The organism is Streptococcus sp. 53, assembly GCF_013276565.1.
Taxonomy (GTDB): domain Bacteria; phylum Bacillota; class Bacilli; order Lactobacillales; family Streptococcaceae; genus Streptococcus.
On sequence record NZ_VMLG01000009.1, the window covers coordinates 1 to 21,605 of the forward strand.

11 protein-coding genes are annotated in these 21,605 nt (G+C 40.7%); all 11 read left to right on the plus strand.

Annotation, left to right across the window (positions count from 1 at the left end):
* Positions 1 to 2,364: SIALI-17 repeat-containing surface protein (locus tag HT722_RS03080; protein WP_173277506.1), on the plus strand; the 2,364-nt coding region annotated here is incomplete at its 5' end.
* A 268-nt stretch (positions 2,365 to 2,632) separates the two neighbouring features.
* Positions 2,633 to 3,301 (plus strand): acylneuraminate cytidylyltransferase family protein, encoded by a 669-nt coding sequence (locus HT722_RS03085; RefSeq protein WP_345789571.1) that lies wholly within the window; start codon positions 2,633 to 2,635, stop codon positions 3,299 to 3,301.
* 207 nt (positions 3,302 to 3,508) lie between these two features.
* Positions 3,509 to 3,949, plus strand: coding sequence for a zinc-dependent transcriptional regulator AdcR (adcR, locus tag HT722_RS03090; RefSeq protein WP_001249308.1), 441 nt, complete (start codon positions 3,509 to 3,511; stop codon positions 3,947 to 3,949).
* A complete protein-coding gene (locus HT722_RS03095) occupies positions 3,949 to 4,653 on the plus strand; it encodes a metal ABC transporter ATP-binding protein (protein ID WP_033678712.1) in 705 nt (234 codons plus the stop codon). Before adcR ends, HT722_RS03095 begins: the two co-directional genes overlap by 1 nt.
* Positions 4,646 to 5,452, plus strand: coding sequence for a metal ABC transporter permease (locus tag HT722_RS03100; RefSeq protein WP_000950038.1), 807 nt, complete (start codon positions 4,646 to 4,648; stop codon positions 5,450 to 5,452). Before HT722_RS03095 ends, HT722_RS03100 begins: the two co-directional genes overlap by 8 nt.
* A gap of 9 nt (positions 5,453 to 5,461) precedes the next feature.
* Positions 5,462 to 6,967 (plus strand): zinc ABC transporter substrate-binding lipoprotein AdcA, encoded by a 1,506-nt coding sequence (gene adcA / locus HT722_RS03105; protein ID WP_173277508.1) that lies wholly within the window; start codon positions 5,462 to 5,464, stop codon positions 6,965 to 6,967.
* A gap of 1,514 nt (positions 6,968 to 8,481) precedes the next feature.
* On the plus strand, positions 8,482 to 9,366 hold the full coding sequence (locus HT722_RS03110) for an SPFH domain-containing protein (protein WP_050104214.1): 885 nt from the start codon (positions 8,482 to 8,484) through the stop codon (positions 9,364 to 9,366).
* 355 nt (positions 9,367 to 9,721) lie between these two features.
* A complete protein-coding gene (locus HT722_RS03115) occupies positions 9,722 to 14,626 on the plus strand; it encodes a ZmpA/ZmpB/ZmpC family metallo-endopeptidase (RefSeq protein WP_173277510.1) in 4,905 nt (1,634 codons plus the stop codon).
* A 237-nt stretch (positions 14,627 to 14,863) separates the two neighbouring features.
* A complete protein-coding gene (locus tag HT722_RS03120; RefSeq protein WP_173251447.1) occupies positions 14,864 to 18,652 on the plus strand; it encodes a sugar-binding domain-containing protein in 3,789 nt (1,262 codons plus the stop codon).
* 1 nt (position 18,653) lies between these two features.
* Positions 18,654 to 20,342: an alpha-L-fucosidase gene (locus HT722_RS03125; RefSeq protein ID WP_173277512.1), complete on the plus strand. Its 1,689-nt coding sequence runs from the start codon at positions 18,654 to 18,656 to the stop codon at positions 20,340 to 20,342.
* A gap of 100 nt (positions 20,343 to 20,442) precedes the next feature.
* A complete protein-coding gene (locus tag HT722_RS03130; RefSeq protein ID WP_173277514.1) occupies positions 20,443 to 21,378 on the plus strand; it encodes an Rpn family recombination-promoting nuclease/putative transposase in 936 nt (311 codons plus the stop codon).
* The last annotated feature ends 227 nt before the right edge of the window (positions 21,379 to 21,605 follow it).

Genomic DNA, 21,605 nt, shown 5'->3' on the forward strand with positions numbered 1-21,605 from the left:
TCACCAGCAGCTAGTGGAAAAGTAGTAGAAGGAACAACAGAAGTTGTTTACGAATACCGTCTAGTAAGTGAAGAAGAGAAAACCCCATCTAAATCAGAAGTTACAAAAACAGGTTCAGTTGATGTAAAACACGTTGTAATCAACGAAGATGGAAGCTTGAAAACATTAAAAGAAACAGAAGTAGTGAAGAATAATGTTCCTCTAGAGTATGAAGATACTTATGTAACATACTCAAAAGGAGTGAAGGTTTCAGAGCGTACAGAAAGACGCACAGTAACAGAAAACTATGATACAACGGCTAAACAATACCCAACGCTAAAAGATGAAGCTACGGGCTTAGTTTATAGATATGTCGGTTTAATGTCTGACTCAGCTTCAGCAACTGGTGATGTGACTGAAGGTGAAAAACACGTTATTTATAGCTATACGTTAGATAAACAAGAAGAAACAACACCATCTAAAGTAGTTGATACTAAAGGTTCTGTAGTTGTTAAATTCGTTGATGCTAATGGTAATGAAATCAAAAATGCTGAAAATGTAGTAACAGATGCAGTTATTAAAACAACGAAAACATACGCGACTAAGTCAGGTGATGTAGTTCTATCAACGCGTGATGAAGTAACAAATAACGATGTAGATTACAGTACTGAAAACAATAAAGTACAAACAATCATAACAGTGGGTGGTAAGAAATACACATTCTATCGCGTATTACCAGTAGATACTAATTTCAACAACGTAGTAGAAGAAACTGGTAAGGTGAAAGAAGGAACTACAACAGTTGTTTATCAATACGATGAAATCATTCCAGTTGATCCAACTAAACCTAATGAAGGGGATAATACTCCTCCAAAACCAGAGGATAAGATTCCTAATGATCCACAAAACCGTTCATACAAAGATCTAGGTCTATTAACAGAAGTGAAACGTAATATCTCTTACGTTTACGAAAATGGACCAAAAGCTGGGCAAGAGGCATCTACTCCTGTTAACCAAAATGCACGTTTCACAAGAAGTGCAGAAATCAATAGTAGAACTGGTGAAGTAGTATACACAAGCGAATGGACTAAAGAACAAAAACTTGCTGAAGTAGTATCACCAAAAATCGATAAATACTCTGTAGACAAAGAAAAAGTAGCAGAATTACCAGTAACACACGAATCAACTGACAGTAGTGAAATTGTTAAATACCGTGAAAATCCTGATGTCATCGAACACGATATAGCGAAAGATAAAACAGGTTCTGTAGTTGTTAAGTATGTAGACGCTCAAGGAAATGAAATTGACACTGCAGTTACTGTTAAAGATAATGTAGTAGTAGAAGAAGCTACGACAAAAGTCTATGTTGATCGTGATGCCGAAACAACATACACACCAACAAATGAAGAATATAGCACAGTAGAAAATCGTAAAGAAACAATAGAATTTAACGGTAAGAAATATATTTACCGACGAGTACTACCAGTGTCAACAACTCTAGGAAACTCAGATAAAGAATCAGGTAAAATTCCAGAAGGAACAACAACGGTTATTTATCAATACGCAGAAGAAGTAGAACCATTTATTCCGCCATTCCCACCAAAAGAGGAAGTGCCAGAATACAATGGAAAAGTAGATGATGCTGAAAAAGATAAAAAAGGAACAGTAATCGTTAAATTTGTAGATGTTAATGAAAACTTCCTTGCATCAGATGTTGTTGTAAAAGATAATGTAGTTGTAGCTAAAGCAAGTACTACAATTACGGGCGATAAGGCAGAGACTACATACACTGCGACTGGTGAAGAGTATGCGGTGACACCACCACAAACGATTGAAGTGGATGGAGTGACATTCCGATTGAAACGTGTTCTTCCAGCTTCTGATAAGTTCAATAATACGATTGAGGAAAAAGGACTGGTTAAAGAAGGTGTTACTACTATTGTTTACCAATATGTAATGCAAATGGATGCTCCAAAAGTAGAAGTTTCTGAGTTTGACGGTGGAGTGGTTCCGTTAGATCCTCCAGTTGTGGACATTCCAGAGTTGAATATTCCTGAAGAGCCTAAGCCAGAGCCAAAACCGGAACCGAAACCAGAGCCGAAACCAGAGCCGAAACCAGAGCCTAAGCCAGAACCGACTCCGACTCCAACACCAACACCTACTCCTACCCCTCAACAAAACGAAGATCCGGAAACACCTAAAGTTCCGAATAACTCAGTTTCATCAACTTACCCTTCTGGTGGAAATACTTATCCAGCTCCATCAAGGGAAGTATCTCAATTGCCAAATACAGGTACTGAGTCAAATGCAACCTTAGCAGCATTTGGATTTGTTGGCATTTTGAGTGGTTTAAGCCTTGTTCTACGTAAGAAGGATAGTGAATAGTGTTTGCTCAAAATATTGATTTATCAACTGTAGTAGGTTGGTGTTAGCTAAAATTTGGAGAGGACAATCGTTGTCTTCTCCACTTTTTATGTTAAGAGGGATAAAATAAAAGGACTTGTGCTTGATGAGATTGTTAGTATTTTCTGATTTGGTGTTATAATAAGGTGATTGAAAAGTGTTGTCAATACTATCATTACTCTATCCGTTTTTATCTTATTTCTAGGAAGGTTATATAAAAGAAAAATCTAAACCGATAGCCACTATTCTGATTCGTTCTGGATCTCGAGGCTTAGTGGATAAAAATATTAAACCACTTGCAGGCAAACCCTTGGTTTTCTATACGATAGAGGTCGCTCTAGCCTCCAAGTTATTTAGTGAAATATGGGTATCATCAGATTCTCCCACCTATCTGGAACTCTGTCGTCAAGTCTATCCAGAGATTTGCTGTGCCCACAGACCAAAAGAACTGGCCTTGTCAACAATCTCTAGTCTAGCAACTTTATGCGATTTTTTACAACCCTTTGAAGAGAATCAAGTATTCGTTAATTTACAGGTGACTTCACCCTTGAGAGAGGTAGATCACCTTACCGAATCCTATCAACTCTACTGCAAGTCTGGAGCAGATCATTTGATTTCCTGTGTCAAGGCAGACAAGAGTCGTAGCCTTTACTTGCAGTTGGAAGAGTCATCCTTTATCCGTCCGCCTCAAGTTTCCAAGCACTATGCTCGTCAGAAAGAGCCTCCTTACTATTATCCCAACGGAAGTATTTGGATTTCTCGTAAGAGTCTTTACCTGCGAGATGAGAGCTTTTATACAGATAAGACAGTAGCTTATGAAATGCCAAAGCTCTATTCTTATGATATCGATGATGAGTTAGATTTTGAAGTCGTGGAGACTTTGTTACAACGCCACTACCTAGGTAAGAAAATAAGATAAAATGCCTCATTGTTACTATAATAAACTTGCGCACAAAGATTGACCATCCAAAGATTGACCATCCTATGAAGAGTTCAAGAATGAAGCCGATTTTTACGTTTTTTCTTGACTCTTTTTTTGGTTGTGATATAATTAACCAGTAAATAATTCTTCAAAGAATAGTATTTTCTCTTTAAAAAGAGAAGTCCAAAAGGAAAGGAGTCAGATATGAGACAGCTAGCGAAGGATATCGATGCTTTTTTGAATGAGGTGATTTTGCAGGCAGAAAATCAGCATGAAATCCTAATAGGTCATTGTACTAGCGAGGTGGCTCTGACCAATACCCAGGAGCATATCCTCATGCTTTTGTCAGAGGAATCTTTAACCAATTCAGAGTTGGCGCGTCGCCTCAATGTCAGTCAGGCAGCAGTTACCAAGGCCATTAAGTCTTTGGTCAAGGAAGGGATGTTGGAAACGTCTAAAGATCCTAAGGATGCGCGTGTGATTTTTTATCAGTTGACTGATTTGGCTCGTCCAATCGCTGAGGAGCACCATCATCACCATGAGCATACACTTTTAACCTATGAACAAGTGGCGACTCAGTTTACTCCAAATGAACAAAAAGTGATTCAGCGGTTTTTGACTGCTTTAGTAGGAGAAATCAAATAATGAGATATATTACGGTAGAGGAGTTATCCTTCTATTATGATAAGGAGCCTGTTCTTGAACATATCAATTATAGTGTTGATAGTGGGGAATTTGTTACCTTGACAGGGGAGAATGGGGCAGCTAAAACGACACTCATCAAGGCCAGTCTTGGAATTCTCCAACCACGCATTGGTAAGGTAACCATTTCAAAGACAAATACGCAGGGTAAGAAATTGAGAATAGCATATCTTCCCCAGCAGATTGCCAGTTTTAATGCAGGTTTTCCAAGTACGGTTTATGAATTTGTCAAGTCGGGTCGCTATCCACGAAAGGGTTGGTTCCGTCGTTTGAATGCTCATGATGAGGAGCATATCAAGGCCAGTTTGGACTCAGTTGGTATGTGGGAACACCGAGACAAACGCTTGGGGTCTCTATCTGGGGGACAAAAGCAGCGAGCGGTGATTGCGCGTATGTTTGCTTCGGATCCAGATGTGTTTATTCTAGATGAGCCGACAACGGGGATGGATGCAGGAAGTAAAAATGAATTTTACGAACTCATGCACCACAGCGCCCATCATCATGGCAAGGCTGTTTTGATGATTACCCATGACCCTGAAGAAGTTAAGGACTACGCGGACCGCAATATTCATCTAGTCCGTAACCAAGACTCGCCCTGGCGTTGTTTCAACGTTCATGAGAATGACCAGGAGGTGGGCCATGCTTAGTTTATTATCTTATGACTTTATGCAACGTGCCTTTCTGGCCGTTATTGCCATGAGTCTTTTCTCACCAGTTCTTGGAACCTTCCTTATCTTGCGTCGTCAGAGTTTGATGAGTGATACTCTTAGCCACGTCTCACTTTCAGGTGTAGCCTTTGGTCTGGTTCTAGGGATCTCTCCGACTGTTTCCACTATTGCCATTGTCTTGATTGCGGCGGTCTTTCTGGAGTATCTCCGTACGGTTTACAAGAGCTTTATGGAAATTGGGACAGCTATCCTCATGTCGACAGGACTGGCTGTTTCTCTGATTGTCATGAGCAAGGGTAAAAGCTCCAGTTCAATGAGTTTGGATCAGTACCTTTTTGGTTCAATCGTGACTATCAGCGAAGAACAGGTCATTTCCCTCTTTGTCATTGCGGCGGTTGTCTTGATTTTGACCTTCCTCTTCCTTCGACCAATGTATATCCTGACCTTTGATGAGGATACGGCCTTTGTGGATGGCTTGCCCGTTCGTACCATGTCTATTCTTTTTAACATGGTGACAGGGGTGGCCATTGCCCTTATGATTCCTGCAGCGGGAGCTCTTCTGGTATCGACCATTATGGTCTTACCAGCTAGTATTGCCCTGCGTCTGGGGAAAAACTTTAAATCGGTTATGCTGCTTGCCAGTGCTATTGGATTTTTAGGAATGGTGGCAGGACTTTACATTTCCTACTATGCAGAAACACCTGCAAGTGCAAGTATTACTATTATTTTTGTAACTGTTTTCTTGCTAATCAGTTTAGTAAGACGTTTTATCAAATAGGAGAAGAACATGAAAAAAATTAGCTTATTGCTAGCCAGTCTATGTGCCTTGTTTTTAGTGGCTTGTTCCAATCAAAAGCAGGCAGATGGCAAACTAAATATTGTGACAACCTTTTACCCTGTCTATGAATTTACCAAGCAAGTCGCAGGAGATACTGCTAATGTAGAACTCCTCATCGGTGCTGGTACAGAACCTCATGAATACGAACCGTCTGCCAAGGCGGTTGCCAAAATCCAAGACGCAGATACCTTCGTTTATGAAAATGAAAATATGGAAACATGGGTTCCTAAATTGCTAGATACTTTGGATAAGAAAAAAGTGAAAACCATCAAGGCGACAGGCGATATGCTGCTCTTACCAGGTGGCGAGGAAGAAGAGGGAGACCATGACCATGGAGAAGAAGGTCATCACCATGAGTTCGATCCCCATGTTTGGTTATCACCAGTTCGTGCCATTAAACTAGTAGAGCACATCCGTGACAGCTTGTCAGCAGATTATCCTGATAAAAAAGAGACCTTTGAGAAGAATGCAGCTGCCTATATTGAAAAATTGCAAGCCTTGGATAAGGCTTATGCAGAAGGCTTGTCTCAAGCCAAACAAAAGAGTTTTGTGACTCAACACGCGGCCTTTAACTACCTTGCCTTGGACTATGGACTCAAACAAGTCGCAATCTCAGGTCTCTCTCCAGATGCAGAACCATCAGCTGCTCGTTTGGCAGAATTGACAGAGTACGTCAAGAAAAATAAAATTGCCTATATCTACTTTGAAGAAAATGCCTCACAAGCTCTTGCTAACACACTTTCAAAAGAGGCAGGTGTCAAAACAGATGTCCTTAATCCTTTAGAAAGTCTGACAGAAGAGGATACCAAGGCTGGAGAAAATTACATCTCTATCATGGAGAAAAACCTCAAGGCTTTGAAACAAACAACAGACCAAGAAGGCCCAGCAATTGAGCCTGAAAAGGCAGAGGATACCAAGACAGTCCAAAATGGTTACTTTGAAGATTCAGCTGTCAAGGACCGTACCTTGAGTGACTATGCAGGTAACTGGCAATCAGTTTATCCTTTCCTTGAAGATGGCACGTTTGATCAAGTCTTTGACTACAAGGCTAAGTTGACTGGTAAGATGACCCAGGCTGAGTACAAGGCCTACTATACAAAAGGCTATCAGACAGATGTGACTAATATTAACATTACTGATAATACTATGGAATTTGTTCAAGGTGGACAAAGCAAGAAATACACCTACAAGTATGTTGGTAAGAAAATCTTGACTTATAAGAAAGGCAATCGTGGCGTGCGCTTCCTCTTTGAAGCCACGGATGCGGATGCTGGACAATTCAAATATGTTCAGTTTAGTGACCACAATATTGCCCCAGTTAAGGCAGAACATTTCCATATCTTCTTTGGAGGCACAAGCCAAGAAGCCCTCTTTGAAGAAATGGATAACTGGCCAACCTACTACCCAGATAACCTATCTGGACAAGAAATCGCCCAAGAAATGCTGGCGCATTGATGAGAAATCGACTAGTTCATAAGAGCTAGTCGGTTTTTAGATACTAGATGGCTAATTTCATTATAGACTTTTCCAGAACTGTAAAAAATAAATAAAACCCTTGAAATATCTGGGCTTATATGCTAGAATGCTGTTAGTATATAAGGTTCATTAGAACACCAAAGCCCCTAACTATTGCAGTAGTTAAGGGCTTTTTTGACGTATCTTAGCGATTTAACGGGTGTTGATAGGTTAGTCATTCGGTCTACTTCTTACCATCTAGCCATCTGCAGACGAAATACAAGATAATTCCTGCGATGACGTCCGCTATAATAGTAAGAGCGAGTTCTATGATAAGGCTTATTAGTTTCACCTCCTCTCACGAACCGTAAGGAACGTAATCGGTAACTGATGACAAAAATAGTATACACATCAAATTTAGATCATCAACCTTACTTAATGCTTGAAATATTAGGACTTATATGCTAGAATATAGTTAATTGATAAGGTTCATTAGAACACCAAAGCCCCTAACTATGGCCGTAGTTAAGGGCTTTTTTTACGTATCTTAGCGATTTAACGGGTGTTGATAGGCTAGTCATTCGGTCTACTACTTACTATCTAGCCATCTGCAGACGAAATACAAGATAATTCCAGCTATAACATCCGCTATAATAGTAAGAGCGAGCTCTATGATAAGGCTCATTAGTTTCACCTCCTCTCACGAACCCATAGGAACGTAATCGGTAACCGATGACAAAAATAGTATACCACAATAAATTTAGACCATCAACCTTACTTAATGCTTGAAATATTAGGACTTATATGCTAGAATATAGTTAATTGATAAGGTTCATTAGAACACCAAAGCCCTTAACTATTGCCGTAGTTAAGGGCTTTTTTGACGTATCTTAGCGATTTAACGGGTGTTTATAGGCTAGTCACTCGGTCTACTCCTTACTATCTAGCCATCTGCAGACGAAATACAAGATAATTCCAGCTATAACATCCGCTATAATAGTAAGAGCGAGCTCTATGATAAGGCTCATTAGTTTCACCTCCTCTCACGAATCCATAGGAACGTAATCGGTAACCGATGACAAAAATAGTATACCACAATAAATTTAGATCATCAAGGTCACTTAATTCTTGAAGTATGGTAGCTTGTATATTAAAACTAACTTACATTGTGAGTAAAATTGCTATATGTAACAACTTCCTTCATTAACTTGAGGGATAAAACATTATATTAAAAACATTTGTCACAAACAGATTTACATTAGCTCAATATCTGTCTGTTTCCAGTTTGACTCTTAATTGTTTAAAATCGAAATAAGGGTGGTCTAGAAAGAACTGGCATGGTGCACCTAATTTCTTACCAGTTATTTTAGCAAGAGATTAGACGACAATGTGACAATTCACCTCTAATTATTGACATTTCAGGAAAAATCGCAGTAAAAACGGCACAGCCTTCTTTAAATGTGCTATAATACTAGAAAAATACTTGTGGAGGTTCCATTATGGCAATATTTTTCATGATTTTTCTGATTGTTTGTGTGCTCCTATTGCTGATAGTCACACTGAGTACAGTTTATGTGGTTCGTCAGCAGTCGGTGGCGATTATTGAACGCTTTGGGAAATACCAAAAGGTTGCCAATAGCGGTATTCATATTCGCTTGCCTTTTGGGATTGACTCGATTGCAGCGCGGATTCAGTTGCGCTTGTTGCAAAGCGATATTGTGGTTGAGACTAAGACCAAGGACAATGTGTTCGTTATGATGAATGTGGCGACCCAGTACCGTGTCAATGAGCAGAGCGTGACAGATGCCTACTATAAACTCATGCGTCCAGAATCTCAGATTAAATCTTATATCGAAGATGCTCTTCGCTCTTCTGTTCCCAAATTAACCTTGGATGAATTATTTGAGAAAAAAGATGAGATTGCCCTTGAAGTTCAACACCAAGTAGCAGAAGAAATGACTACTTACGGTTATATTATCGTGAAAACCTTGATTACCAAGGTTGAACCAGATGCAGAAGTTAAGCAATCCATGAATGAAATCAATGCGGCGCAACGCAAACGGGTCGCAGCGCAAGAATTGGCGGAAGCCGACAAGATTAAAATCGTCACTGCAGCTGAAGCCGAAGCAGAAAAAGACCGCCTTCATGGTGTGGGGATTGCCCAACAACGTAAGGCAATTGTGGATGGATTGGCAGAGTCTATCACCGAACTCAAGGAAGCCAATGTTGGCATGACAGAAGAACAAATCATGTCCATTCTTTTGACCAACCAGTATTTGGACACTTTAAATACCTTTGCTTCTAAAGGAAATCAAACGATCTTTTTACCAAATACACCAAACGGTGTGGATGATATCCGTACACAAATATTGTCAGCCCTCCGTGCTGAGAAGAAATAATAGACTAATACTATTCGAAAATCTCTTCAAACCACGTCAGCGTCGCCTTGCCGTAGATATATGTAACTGACTTCGTCAGTCTTATCTACTACCTCAAAATGGTATTTTGAGCAACCTGCGGCTAGTTTCCTAGTTTGCTCTTTGATTTTCATTGAGTACAAAGAGCTTGGCAACAGGCTCTTTTTGTATTACGTTTGTTAAGAAAAACAAAGAACATTGATATACATTTAACTAAAAATTATTGTATGTTGTTGCCCTTAACCTGGAATGATAAGGGAATAACTAGAAAGATTTGTGAATACAAACTATTTCTGATATACTAAATATACAGTAATAATGAATGATGGGAGATGGGATGAAAGAATTTCAATTTGAGAGAAAGCAGCGTTTTTCTTTGAGGAAATATGCAATAGGAGCTTGTTCAGTCTTGCTAGGAACGAGTTTATTTTTTGCTGGTATGGGTGCTCAACCTGTACAGGCTACAGAAACGAGTTCAACACTAATTTCAAGTCATTATTTGGATGAGCAGGATTTATCTGAAAAGCTGAAATCTGAGTTGCAATGGTTTGAGGAAAATAAGATTGAGGTAAAAGAGGGGAAAGAATACTACTTTATCTATCGAAAATTAGCTACAAGATTACCAGAAACAGGTCTGTTTTCTAATGATGGGATGTTTATCTTGGGAGCAGGATTATTATTGCTTTCTTTCACTTTAATCAAGAGAAAAAAGGGAGCGTCTTACTTCCTTGTGACAGTCTTTGCTGTTGGTGGCTGGGGAGCATCCATCTCTGCTTTCGAAAATCTGGTAGAATTGCAACCAGCCCTTGTTAAAAGGGTAGAAGGTCAGTTTCTACCAAGCCCTGAAAGAGTCCAAGGATACGAATTTACGGGATATTATTTGGTAAGAGATAGTAGTAACAAGGAATTTTCTGTTGATAAGGTAGAGTCGGCAGCATTATCTCAAAAGGAGGACAGGTCAGAACCTCAATCTAAGAAGATTGTACCACAGACTTCATCTCATTTTAGCTCGACTGAAGATCTTGTGCAATCTCCTCAACCATCCTACGCAGTTGAGAAAATTGTTGAAGCTCCTGATGAAATTGTGCCCATAGGGACTAAGGAAAAAGTTGCAGGAAATCCCCAAGTAGAACAACCGAAAGTAGAAAATAATAGTGATTATAAAACAAGTCCTGAGGAAGGTGTGTTAAATGTCACAGTAGAGAAACCAGAATTGCTAGTCACTACAGAGGAGGTTGCTTTCCAAACGATAGAACAAGGAGATGCAACCTTAGCTAAAGGGCAAACTAAAGTTGTTCAAGAAGGTGTTGTTGGTGAACGCACCATCTATACGGAAGTCACTATCGTTAATGGGGAAAAATCTAGTAAAGTTATAGAAAATATAATTACAAAAGAGCCGGTGGACAAGGTGATTGCAGTTGGGACTAAGGAAGAAGTTGCACCAAAACCAACACAACCTGTAACTCCAGAGCCAGAGGAAGTTAAACCAGTTCAACCTGAAAAAATTGAGAAAAAACCAATAGTAGAGAATGAAACAAAGAAAAAACCAGCTGATGGAATAGGACAACCAAGACCAGAAGCCGAAGCAACACCGGGCGAGAAACAAATACCTGACAAACCCGAAGCCGAGCCGAAGCAACCAGATCCAGCAACCTCAGTCATGGAATCAGGGGGCGAGGAAAATCAAACTCTTGCCCAACAAGGTACTGAGTCCCAGCCACCATCTAAAGAAACTGCTGAGACCAAAGATTCTGAACCAGCAACCCCAGCTGTGGAATCAGGACGCGAAGAAGATCAATCTCCTGCGGAACAAAAGGGTGAGGAGAACCAGCTGGAGAATCCAGTTGAGGGGGTCAAAGATGTTGGTGAATCTGCCCCACAAGAAACCCAAAAACAACCAGAACAAACGGCTCCATCTCCAGAGGTCAAGCCAAGTCCAGTAAACGAACCAGAACCAGCTGTTCAGCCTGAACCCTTAGCTCCCCAAGAGCAACCAACTGTCCCAAGTCCAGTAACGAAAGAAAAAGTATTAGAGTATAAAACAATATATAAAGCATCGCCAGCTTTAAATTACAAAGAGCAACGAGTAGAAGTAGCAGGCGAAAATGGTAAGGAAGTGACAACTACTTCTTACAGTTTTGATGAAAGTACTGGGAAAATAGTAGAAAACACTTCAACAAAAATAGAAAACCATCCAGTAGATAGAGTTGTTAAGGTTGGAAATGTAGAAGAAACAACCTCAACAACCAAAAGACGTGAACAGTTTGTCGCGGATGAGTCACTTGATAAAGGGGTTAAAGTAGTTAGAGAACAAGGTCAAGATGAAGAAACGACAACAATAAAAGTTTACAAAGTAAATGTGCAAACAGGAGAGTTGACAGAACCAGAGATTTCAACAAAAGTAGCTAAACCGATGAAGCCAATCCTAACGGCAGTAGGAACAAAATCAACAGTCCAATCACAAGAAACTCCTTTTAAAACAATTTATAAAGCAGACTCAACGTTGAAATATAATGAAAAACAAGAAGAAACTCCAGGAGAAAAAGGTCGTACAGTATCAACTACAAAATACACATTAAATCAAGAAACAGGGGCTATTTCAGAAGAAACTACAACTGAAAATATTCCAGCTAAAGACAAAGTAATAAAAGTTGGAAATGTAGAAAAGATAGTGTCACCTATAGAAATCACTGAGTTGAGAAAAGATAACCCTGGACTTCCAAAAGGAAAAGAAGAGGTTGAAGATGCAGGTGAACAAGGGGAAACAACCGTAACTAAAACTTATGAAGTTAATCCGGAGACAGGAGAGTTAACAAATCCAGTAGAGAAGACTGAAACAACTAAGGCTATGCGCCAAAAAGTAATCTTGGTTGGTACTAAAGAAGACAAACCGCATTTACTGCCAGAAAATAGTGAGTTAGAAAATGCAGTGGATGTGATGGAAGCTAGTAGAGAAATGAAGTCTGTAGACTTCTTAACAGATGAAAAAATAAAAGCGCAACTAACTCCGCCTGCTTTAGAAATAGAGCGTGATTTTTATAAAAAACGCAGTGAGTTGAAAAAAACTAATCCGGCGATAACTGATGAAGAAGTAAAAGAAATTCTACGAAAAGAATATCTTGAAAAATTATCGATTAAAGAAACACTCGATGCGACTAAAACCGATTTAGAAGCTAGTTTGAAAAAAGTTGCGGCGCATACCTTGAGTATTTTAGGTGATAATCAACAAAATAGAGAAAAAGTAAAAGGTGATATTGAAGCTAATAAAGAGAAAATATTACTAGGGTTATCCTATATCAATCGTTTTTATAATATTGATTTTGGAGATACCAATATCCGTGATATTCTAGCTTATAATCCAAGCTCGTTCGGTAAAAAAGACCTTACTTCTTTAGATTGGTTAACACACCTTGGGTCTATGAGTTATGATGAATTAAGATTAACCAATAGTCCAAAAACATTTGAGAAATACTTTGGTAAAATTACAGATAAACCAACATTATTAGATTTCCTAGATTACAACAGAACTACATTCACTAATATGGATGGCGATACGTGGTTGAAGAAAGCGACTAAAGCTATCGTAGTTGAAAAAGCTTCGAAAGAAAAAACTGATGAAAAAGTAGACTTATATACAAAATTAACTACTCCTCCTGAGAAATATGGAGCTGAAAATCTTCAAATTGAAAGTAGAAGACAACAAAATGTAGCTACATTATTAGGTTTGGTAAATATTAAAGAACCAAGCGTGTATGCTATAACTAACATAGCGACGGTAACCTACGGAAACATCGGAACGTATATGGATACTTCTTTAGAGAAAACGAATCCAGTTAAGTATAAAGAAGAATTAGAAAAAGTTAAAGCATTGATAGAATTAACTGCGACAAGACAGGCTAATTATGTTGACACTTTATACAGAATAACAAAAGAAGAAAATCGTCCGAAACTAATTACAAATAGAGTAATTGTCGATACGATGAAAAAATATACGACGGATACGTCTGCTGGAATAGCGACAACATGGTCTAAAGAGTCAGGTCCTACAGCAGATAAAGGTGTTAAAAACTTCATGACACCATTAGGGATGTACTCGCCATCGCAAATTGTAGGAGCTGAGGCGAATGGAGTGGGTGTCCGTTACTTCATAGATAGAGTTCTGGATGATAGAGGTTCAGCGACTTACTCTCACGAAATGACGCATTTATTAGACAGAACAGTACTGTTTAATAATCATGGTCGTCGAGATGGTACAGCGGCAGAGTTTTATGCTCGAGGAATCTTTGAAAATTCTTACACACCAGAAAAAGATACGTATTTTAACTTAAACTTCGTTTACGATGAAAGTAAGAAAAATGGCTTTTACAACAAAACGCCAGATAGATTCAAGACAGATGCAGATTTGAAATCTTATATGCATGGAAGTTTTGATGTGTTATATAGTTTAGATTATTTAGAAGCGGAAGCAACAAAGCAACTTTCAGCAGAAGACAAGACGAAATACTTCAAGAAAATAACTCCGATAAATTCAACTGGGACTAGAACACCCGTAACATATACAAATCAAGCGGTTAAAGCTACGCATAACAGTGAAAAAATCTCAGAAATTACTTTAGATGAAGCGAGAAATCTATCGGATATCAATAGTCTGATTGATAATAATATTTTAGTTAATCGTTATATCATAAATGGATTTTATGCAACAGGTGATGTAAAAGCTAATGGATATTATTTAGTGGATATGTTTGATACCATTTATGGTGTTAGTCAAAATGACACTGGTATGAGTGGGGATATCACCTTTAGAAAACAATCTTTTGAATTGATGGCTGCTTTGGGCTATTATGAAGGATTTGTTCCTTATGTGTCAAATCAATACAAACACGAAGCAGAGGCTGAGAACAAGCCTTTATCTGATACTTACATTTTCAATAAAATTTTGAATGGTAAGAGCTATGCTGAGTTCAAAAAAGCACAGTTCAAGGAAAGAGTGGCTAAGATTGATCAATTGAAACCTTTGACAATCCAATATGAAGGTCAGCAAATAAGTCTGACAAGTCAGAAGTTAAAAGAATTGATGCAGAAAGCTGTCCAAGAGGAGTTGAAACAGATTAAAGCAGGAAATACCACGGCTAAAAAGTTTGAGTTTATCGAAACACCCGTTCAAAAACTGAAAAAAGCGATTTATAAAGCTTATCTCAAAGATTCAGATGACTTTAGACAGTCGATTTACAATAGTTAAGACAAAAGGGACATCTCTCTGGAATGAACATTCAGAGGGGTGTTTTTTGCTCTCTTGTAAGGTTTGACCCTGTTTCTTGAAAATTACAGTTTGCTTGAATATGGAGTGATTTTCAGACTTTTCCACAAATTATAGAATCTTTTCTGAGGATTTAGGGAGTGATGGAGGAAATCTTGAAAGCGCTTTTGTTTTGTGCTATAGTCAAGTCAATAGACTTGTTTAAAGAGGAATGCTTATATGAGAAGAAAAGAAGTTTTACGAAATCACTGGTTTTTTAGCCAGGAGGTAGGGAAAGGAGAGGCCTTGGCGCCGGATTTGCAGAGGGAAAATTGGCAGACCATTCAAGTGCCGCATGACTGGAGTATTTACAATGATTTTGACCATTATTCGCCAGCGCAAAATGAGGGTGGTCAGTTAAACGGGGGTCAAGCCTGGTACCGGACGCAGTTTTACTTGGAAGAAGATGCCAGTCTTGTATCGGTGCGCTTGTTGTTTGACGGGGTTTACATGAATGCCCAAGTCTATATCAACGGGCAAGTGCTAGGCTATTATCCCAATGGCTATACACCCTTTTCTTATAATATCACCCCTTATCTAAGAAACGATGGGACAGCCAACCAGCTTGCGGTTTTTGTGGAAAATCAGCAACCTAGCAGTCGTTGGTACTCTGGTAGCGGTATTTACCGAGAAGTAAAATTGTTGATTACAGATGCAGTTCATCTGGATTTATATGGAATTAAGATAGAAAGTCCCAAGCTAAAGGAACAAAGAGATAGATGGGTGGAGACTCAGCTTACAAGTAAGGTTTCAAATGATGGACCTCAGTCCGTGTCGGTGTATTTGGAGCAGAGTATCTGGTATGATGGACAACAGCTGTCAGACTGGCAGGCGACAGACTCTCTAGTGATTGAGTCTGGGGACAAATATTCTTTCCAACAAGCCATATCAATTTTCCAACCCTTGCTTTGGGATATTGATTCCCCTCACCTTTACCAATTGAAGACTCGTCTTTATAAAAATGGCATTTTGGTTGATGAAGAAGAGGAGACCTTTGGTTACCGCTATATGGATTGGCAAGCGGATAAGGGCTTCTTTCTAAATGGTAGCTGGTTGAAGATTCATGGGGTTTGTCTGCACCATGACTACGGAGCGTTGGGATCTGTGGAAAACAGGTCAGCTGCTGAGAGACGCTTGCGCCAGATGAAGGAAATGGGTGTCAATGCAATTCGAATTACCCATAATCCAGCCAGTAGTATTTTGCTGGATGTGGCTGCTAAAATGGGGCTACTTATTCAGGAAGAAGCCTTTGATACCTGGTATGGAGGCAAGAAAGAATATGACTATGGTCGCTTTTTTGAGGAAGAAGCGACTCATCCAGAAGCGAAAGTAGGCGATTTCTGGTCAGATTATGATTTGCGCACTATGATCGAGCGTGGCAAGAACAATCCAGCGATTTTTATGTGGTCCTTGGGAAATGAAGTCAGCGAAGCAAATGGAGATGCCCATTCATTGAAGACGATCAAACGCTTGCTAGAAAGGGTCAAGGAAGTGGATGATAGCCGTTTTGTGACTATGGGAATGGACCAATTCCGCTTCGGAGATGGTTCTGGAGGTCATGAAAAGATAGCCAATTTGCTGGATGTGGTGGGCTTAAATTACTCGGAAGATAATATTGACGCGATTCGTAAAAGACATCCCAAGTGGCGACTTTACGGGTCTGAAACCTCATCGGCTACCCGAACACGTGATAGCTATTTTCGCCCAGCTAAGGAATGGGTTGGGGATAATCGCCGCGTGAGGAATTTTGAACAGTCGGACTATGGCAATGATCGGGTTCCTTGGGGGAAGACGGCGACGGCTTCTTGGATAGCAGATAGAAATAGGCTAGACTATGCAGGTCAGTTTATCTGGACAGGAGTGGACTATATCGGTGAGCCGACTCCTTGGCACAACCAAAATGACACACCTGTCAAGAGTTCTTATTTTGGGATCGTGGATACAGCAGGGATTCCTAAAAATGACTATTATCTCTATCAAAGTCAGTGGTTGGACCTAGATCAGCATCCCATGGTTCATATCCTGCCCCACTGGAATTGGGAAATCCACAAGAGTTATCAACAAGTTGTGGATAAGTATGGGGATATCCCTGTTCGAGTGTATTCAAATGCCCGTTCTGTAGAGCTATTTCTCAATGGAAAATCTCAAGGTAGGAAGACCTTTCAGGAGAAATGGACTTCAGATGGCAGAAAATATCAAGAGGGAGAAGGTTCTGACCAACTCTATCTCGAATGGCGTTTGCCTTATCAACCAGGAAAATTGCGTGCTGTGGCCTATAACCATCAAGGTCAGCTTGTGGCAGAAGATAGGGTGGTGACTGCAGGTAAGCCAGACAAAATCGGGTTACATGCCGAGAAAACAAAACTGGAGCCAGATAGGCAAGACCTCCTTTATCTCTATTTTGATGTATTGGACAAGGATGGAAATTGGGTGCCGACTGCTTCCAATCAGCTTCATTTTAAAATTGAGGGCCCTGCTCGCATTGTGGGTGTGGATAATGGCAGGCAGGCCAGTCGTGAACGTTACCAAGCCCAGAAAAATGGTCGGTTTAAGCGGAAAGCATTTCATGGCAGAGGTGTCCTCTTAGTTCAGAGCTTGGAGCAGGCAGGTCTAGTCAGAGTAAAGGCTAGTGCTAGAGGGCTAGAGCCAGCAAGTTTTGATCTCTTAGTGGGAGAGGCTTTGGCTACCCAACCATTGAAAACTAAGCGCTTATTTGAGATTCGAGTGGACAAGCAGGCAGGATTACAAGAAGGGGATTCCCCAGCTATTGGACTTTATCCACAAACTGTGGATAACCCTGTGAACAAGGTGGGGAATAGTGAAGTGATTTGGGAGACGAGTGGTGGTGCCCACGCCATTATCAAGCAGGGAGTGCTTCATTGCTTGTCTGCAGGCGACTTGGTTATCAGTGCTATTTATCAAGGAAAGACCTATCAAACTCATTTGCAGGTCGCAGAAAATACCTCACTAGGGCAGGCACTTTCTGTACGACCACTTCGCTTGTATACAGATAGGGGGACTTATCCACAGCTGCCATCTTCAGTCTTGGTGGACTATGAGTCAGGTAGTGCAAAACGAGTCAAGGTTGTTTGGGAGGCAATCTCGGAAGAAGATATAGAAAGCTTTCATGAATTTACGGTATCTGGTCAGCTAGAGTGTTTGGATTTAAAGGCTTCTGCTCAGGTTTGTGTCCCAGGGACTTGCGCTATTGAGCCTGAAAAGGTTTGGACGCTTGTTAAGGAAGCCCCACACTTACCAGACCGAGTCAAGCTAGTCTTATCAGATGGTAGACGAGATACGGCCAAGGTGACTTGGGATGAACTCGAACCTCAAGTCTATGCTCAGGTAGGAGAAAGTGTGCTCACAGGACAAGTAGCGGGCTGTGAGTTGCCAGCAACAGTCACCATTCATGTGACAGATGTCAGTGTAGATGGGGGAGTTATTTCCAATCAGTGGACAGGGTCCAACCTGCCTCTGGTCTTTGCTTCTCACTCAGAGCCAAATCACCCAGCCTCTTACCTCAATGACAAGGTCATTGCTCGGAAAAAATCAACAGCCAATACTTGGATTACCAAGTCAGAGCAAGCCAGCGTGGGCATTCTTTTTGGAGATGCAGGGATTTTAAAACCGCGATTTGTGGATAACCTGACCTTGTATTATGTTGAAAATCAAGAATATGTGGCCGTTGAGCCGACCTTTATCGATTATTATGTAGGGAATGAGCCTAGCTTGCCTCGGACTCCCAATCATTTGGATAAGGATTCCCTGCTCAAGCAAGAGCAGAATTGGCGCCCTGTATCAGCTATCCGAAAAGTTTCAAGCGACAAGGATGAGGAGCTTCGTTTTGAATTTGACAAGGTGGAAACTTATGCCCTTCGTCTTCGATTTGAAGGCTTGAGCAGTCCCCTAGCGTTAACAGAATTGCAAGTGTATGCCAAAAAAGTAAAGAAAAATGTAGATAGGAAGTAGTATGGTAAGAGAAATAAAACCGCATGGCCCCTTGCCTAGTCAGGCCCAGCTAGCTTATTTAGAGGATGAACTAGCAGCCTTTATCCATTTTGGACCCAATACTTTTTATAATCAGGAATGGGGGACAGGTCAGGAGGATCCTGAACGCTTTAACCCGACACAGTTAGACGCGCGTGAGTGGGTTCGCGTACTCAAGGAAACGGGCTTCAAAAAGTTGATTTTGGTGGTCAAGCACCATGATGGCTTTGTCCTCTATCCGACGGCTTATACGGATTATTCGGTCAAGGCCAGTCCTTGGAGGAATGGAGAGGGGGACTTGCTCCTTGAAGTATCCCAAGCTGCCACAGAGTTTGATATGGATATGGGGGTCTACCTATCACCCTGGGATGCCCATAGTCCCCTCTATCATGTGGACCGAGAAGCGGACTATAATGCCTATTATCTGGCACAGCTGAAGGAGATTTTATCAAATCCTGCCTATGGAAATGGAGGGAAATTTGCTGAGGTCTGGATGGATGGTGCCAGAGGAGAGGGGGCTCAAAAGGTTAATTATGAATTTGAAAAATGGTTTGAAACCATTCGTGAACTGCAGGGCGATTGCTTGATTTTTTCAACAGAAGGCACTAGTATCCGCTGGATTGGCAATGAACGAGGGTATGCAGGTGATCCACTGTGGCAAAAGGTGAATCCTGACAAACTAGGAACAGAAGCAGAGCTGGATTATCTTCAGCATGGAGATTCTTCAGGCACTATTTTTTCAATCGGTGAGGCAGATGTTTCCATCCGTCCAGGCTGGTTCTACCATGAGGATCAGGATCCTAAGTCTCTCGAGGAGTTGGTCGAAATCTACTTTCACTCGGTGGGTCGGGGAACTCCACTCTTGCTCAATATTCCGCCGAATCAAGATGGGCTCTTTGATGCAAAGGATATTGAACGTCTCTATGAATTTGCGGTCTATCGCAATGAGCTTTATAAAGAAGATTTGGCTCTGGGATCTGAGGTATCTGGTCCAGCTCTTTCCGCAGACTTTGCCTGTTACCATCTGACAGACGGCTTTGAGACCAGTTCTTGGGCAAGCGATGCAGACTTGCCAATTCAGTTAGAACTCGACTTAGGATCTCCTAAAACTTTTGATGTAATTGAGTTAAGAGAAGATTTGAAACTAGGGCAACGAATCGCTGCTTTTCATGTGCAAGTAGAGGTAGATGGTGTCTGGCAGGAATTTGGCATGGGCTTTACAGTTGGTCATAAGCGCCTCCTGCGAGGGTCGTTAGTAGAGGCACAGAAGGTGCGCGTGGTCATTACAGAGGCACAATCTATGCCTGTATTGACCAAGATTGCCCTCTATAAAACTCCTAGCTTATCAAAACAAGAAGTTGTTCAGGGACTAGCATTTGCAGAAAAAAGTCTAGCTGTAGCAAAGGGAGAGACTCTTCATTTTAAGGTTGAACGTAGCGAATGTAACACTCCTTTGGAGGCTAAGATTTCGATTCAACCGGGGACTGGTGTGCATGGTGTCGCCTATCAGGACGAGATTCAAGTCCTTGCGTTTCAAGCTGGGGAAAGCAAAAAAGATTTGACCATACCAACCCTGTATTTTGCTGCTGATAAGACCTTGGATTTCTATCTGAATCTGACTGTTGATGGACAGTTGGTTGATCAAGCTCATATTTTAGTTGAAACGAGATAAAATATCTTTACAATTCATTTCCTTTTCGAATAAATAGATAGAACCATCGAATCTAGCAAAATTAGATTTAAAAATATGGTATAATAGAAGGAGGAAATGGATGATTCTCAGACATCCGGGCATTAGCCCGACCAATGATTTGGTTGCTAAGAAAATTTTCAGCAATCCAGAGATCACTTGTCAATTTATCCGTGATATGCTGGACTTGCCAGCCAAAAATGTAATCATTTTGGAGGGAAGTAACATTCACGTCTTGCCTTCCGTACCTTACTCGGTACAGGATTTTTATACTAGTATAGACGTCTTGGCGGAGTTGGATAATGGAACCCAAGTTATCATTGAAATTCAAGTTCATCATCAGAATTTTTTCATCAATCGCCTGTGGGCTTATTTGTGCAGTCAGGTCAATCAAAATCTTGAAAAAATTCGTCAACGAGAAGGTGATACACACCAGAGTTACAAACATATCGCACCAGTATACGCTATCGCAATCGTGGATAGCAACTACTTCTCAGATGACTTGGCTTTTCATAGCTTTAGTATGCGAGAGGACACGACAGGTGAGGTTTTAACTATCACAAATAATGGACAAGAAAACCATTTGGTTAAGATGGCGTTCTTGGAATTAAGAAAATACAGAGAAACCAGCAAAGATAGCATTCGCAAACCGTGGTTGGAGTTTTTCGGGAATAAACCCTTTACCCAGCACCCCGAGCGAGCCATCAGCCAAGCAGACCAACTGCTGGACTACAAGAGCTGGTCCGAGGAGGACAGGAAAATGTTTAGTCAACTACGTATGCGCGAAGAACAAGCCTTGTTAGCACAGGACTATGCCTTGGAACAAGCTGAGGAAAAGGGCTTAGAACGTGGTCGTGCAGAGGGGATTGAAAAAGGGCGAGAAGAAGGTATTGAACAGGGACTGGAGCGTGGGAAAATCTTTGCCTTCCTGGATATGGTCCGTCAAGGTCTTCTGACTTCCGAGGTTGCCAGCCAGCAATTAGGTATGACCGTCGCCGAGTTTGAGGAATTACTATAATATAGGAAAAGAGGACATGTTGCCAGAATGAGGTAGCATGTTTTATTTTAGCTTTAGTTGTTAGTTGCAACAGGCAGACCAGCCAGAGAATGCTAACACTTTTAGGTCGTAATTAGGATGTGGAAGTCAGTCATATTTCTACGGTGAGGCGCCTCTGGCGTGTTTTGCCTTTGAATTTTAAGAGAATAGTGCATATGAGAGATAGGGTCTGGTTCTGTTGGGCTCTG

What these genes read in the sequence shown, in the direction of transcription:
- adcR (WP_001249308.1), top strand. Translation starts at nt 3,509, where the DNA reads ATGAGACAGCTAGCGAAGGATATCGATGCTTTTTTGAATGAGGTGATT.
- HT722_RS03095 (WP_033678712.1), top strand. Translation starts at nt 3,949, where the DNA reads ATGAGATATATTACGGTAGAGGAGTTATCCTTCTATTATGATAAGGAG.
- HT722_RS03100 (WP_000950038.1), top strand. Translation starts at nt 4,646, where the DNA reads ATGCTTAGTTTATTATCTTATGACTTTATGCAACGTGCCTTTCTGGCC.
- adcA (WP_173277508.1), top strand. Translation starts at nt 5,462, where the DNA reads ATGAAAAAAATTAGCTTATTGCTAGCCAGTCTATGTGCCTTGTTTTTA.
- HT722_RS03110 (WP_050104214.1), top strand. Translation starts at nt 8,482, where the DNA reads ATGATTTTTCTGATTGTTTGTGTGCTCCTATTGCTGATAGTCACACTG.
- HT722_RS03115 (WP_173277510.1), top strand. Translation starts at nt 9,722, where the DNA reads ATGAAAGAATTTCAATTTGAGAGAAAGCAGCGTTTTTCTTTGAGGAAA.
- HT722_RS03120 (WP_173251447.1), top strand. Translation starts at nt 14,864, where the DNA reads ATGAGAAGAAAAGAAGTTTTACGAAATCACTGGTTTTTTAGCCAGGAG.
- HT722_RS03125 (WP_173277512.1), top strand. Translation starts at nt 18,654, where the DNA reads ATGGTAAGAGAAATAAAACCGCATGGCCCCTTGCCTAGTCAGGCCCAG.
- HT722_RS03130 (WP_173277514.1), top strand. Translation starts at nt 20,443, where the DNA reads ATGATTCTCAGACATCCGGGCATTAGCCCGACCAATGATTTGGTTGCT.